The 1,298-nt window shown below is 63.8% G+C and carries 1 protein-coding gene; it reads right to left on the minus strand.

Going from position 1 to position 1,298, the window contains the following annotated elements; all coding sequences use genetic code 11:
- Positions 1-90: 90 nt before the first annotated feature.
- A complete protein-coding gene (locus tag ABZ624_RS43130) occupies positions 91-324 on the minus strand; it encodes a chaplin (protein ID WP_360101261.1) in 234 nt (77 codons plus the stop codon).
- Positions 325-1,298 lie beyond the last annotated feature (974 nt).

Consider the following 1,298-nt stretch of genomic DNA (forward strand, 5'->3'; position numbering starts at 1 on the left):
GGTCAGCCCGCCCCCTTGCGCATACCTCATGCCGCCGGCATACCGCAAGGATCACGAACCGCCAGCCCCGCCGACACCACGCTTTGAAGGTCAGTAACCGCAAACGTTGTCGGCCGAGGGGTTGAAGACCCCAACGACCGTAACGGTCGTGCCGCAGGCGTTCACGGGCACGTGTACGGGCGCCTGAACCAGGTTGCCGCTCGCAATTCCGGGCGAATTATTGGCCGTGCCGCCGGCGCTACCGTCAGCGACTGCGGCGCTTGCGCATCCCAGGACTGCAGCAGCAGCCAGGGTAGCGGTGGCAAAAGCAGGGCGTCCACTCATCATGTTCTCCTTCGTTGAGATGATCATTCTTTTGCTCTCCCGGCGTTCACAGGGAAACTTCAGTAAATTCAGAAGCCGGTAGAAGACACTCATTCAGTTAGAGGTGCGGAGACCTCGGATCGAGGCAGCAGCCTCGTTGCTCGCCAGCAGGGCCGTCACTCAGGACCCTGCTGGCGGTAATTGACTACTGCCGGCAGGTGCGGACATGCTGACCCGCACCTGCCGGGAACACAGGTGCGGGCCGTCTGTGACAGCGGACGTGACTCCAGAGAGGCTCCCGACTGTGCAGTCAAGCAGCCGAGATCCTTACTCAGGCACACGAGCTGACCCGTGCGGGATCTCGCGAGGAGAACGACCACCGCGGCAAAAACGTTACGGCGCCATAATCCGGCCAACTGTTTGACCAAGGTACCGTCACGGTGAAGGGTCACCCTCACCGCTGGGAGTGGGGAAGAACGGCCCTCAGTACGTCAGCGCTACGGCCTGCGAGCCAATTGGGGAGCATAGGCCTTACTGATTTCAGCTCGTCAGGGTGAGCTTCGCGAAGTCTGTGAAGGACCCGGTGCGGTGGCTGTATCCCGTGGGGTTGTGAGATATGCGGATGGGGTGTGCTCTGACCGCTGCGGGTCGGCGGCGCCGGGAGTTGGTACGGATGCAGGCAGCCGAACTGTTCGAGCAGTAGATCAAGCCACCGGGAGTCGCATCGGCGCCTGCGGGTGAGCCTGAAGTCGGCCTACCCGTGGCACCAGCTGTGGCGGGACGGCGGTCGTGAGGCTCTGGCCTCCCGCGGTCCGAGCGGGTCGCGATGCCGTCGGTCCCCGCGTTGTCTGGAGACGCTGGCCGGGCATCTGGAGCAGGGGCCGGCCGCGCATGGCCATGCGGGAGCCTTTTCAACGGTGAGCCTCCAGGGTGAGGATGGCCTTTGTGGTTGACGTGAGTGCGTTCGGGCTGAGTCTGGCCTTGCGGAGGATCCG

The organism is Streptomyces sp. NPDC007205, from assembly GCF_040634095.1.
Lineage (GTDB): Bacteria > Actinomycetota > Actinomycetes > Streptomycetales > Streptomycetaceae > Streptomyces.

Coding starts and splice junctions, on each gene's coding strand:
- ABZ624_RS43130 (WP_360101261.1), bottom strand. CDS start 324: ATGAGTGGACGCCCTGCTTTTGCCACCGCTACCCTGGCTGCTGCTGCA.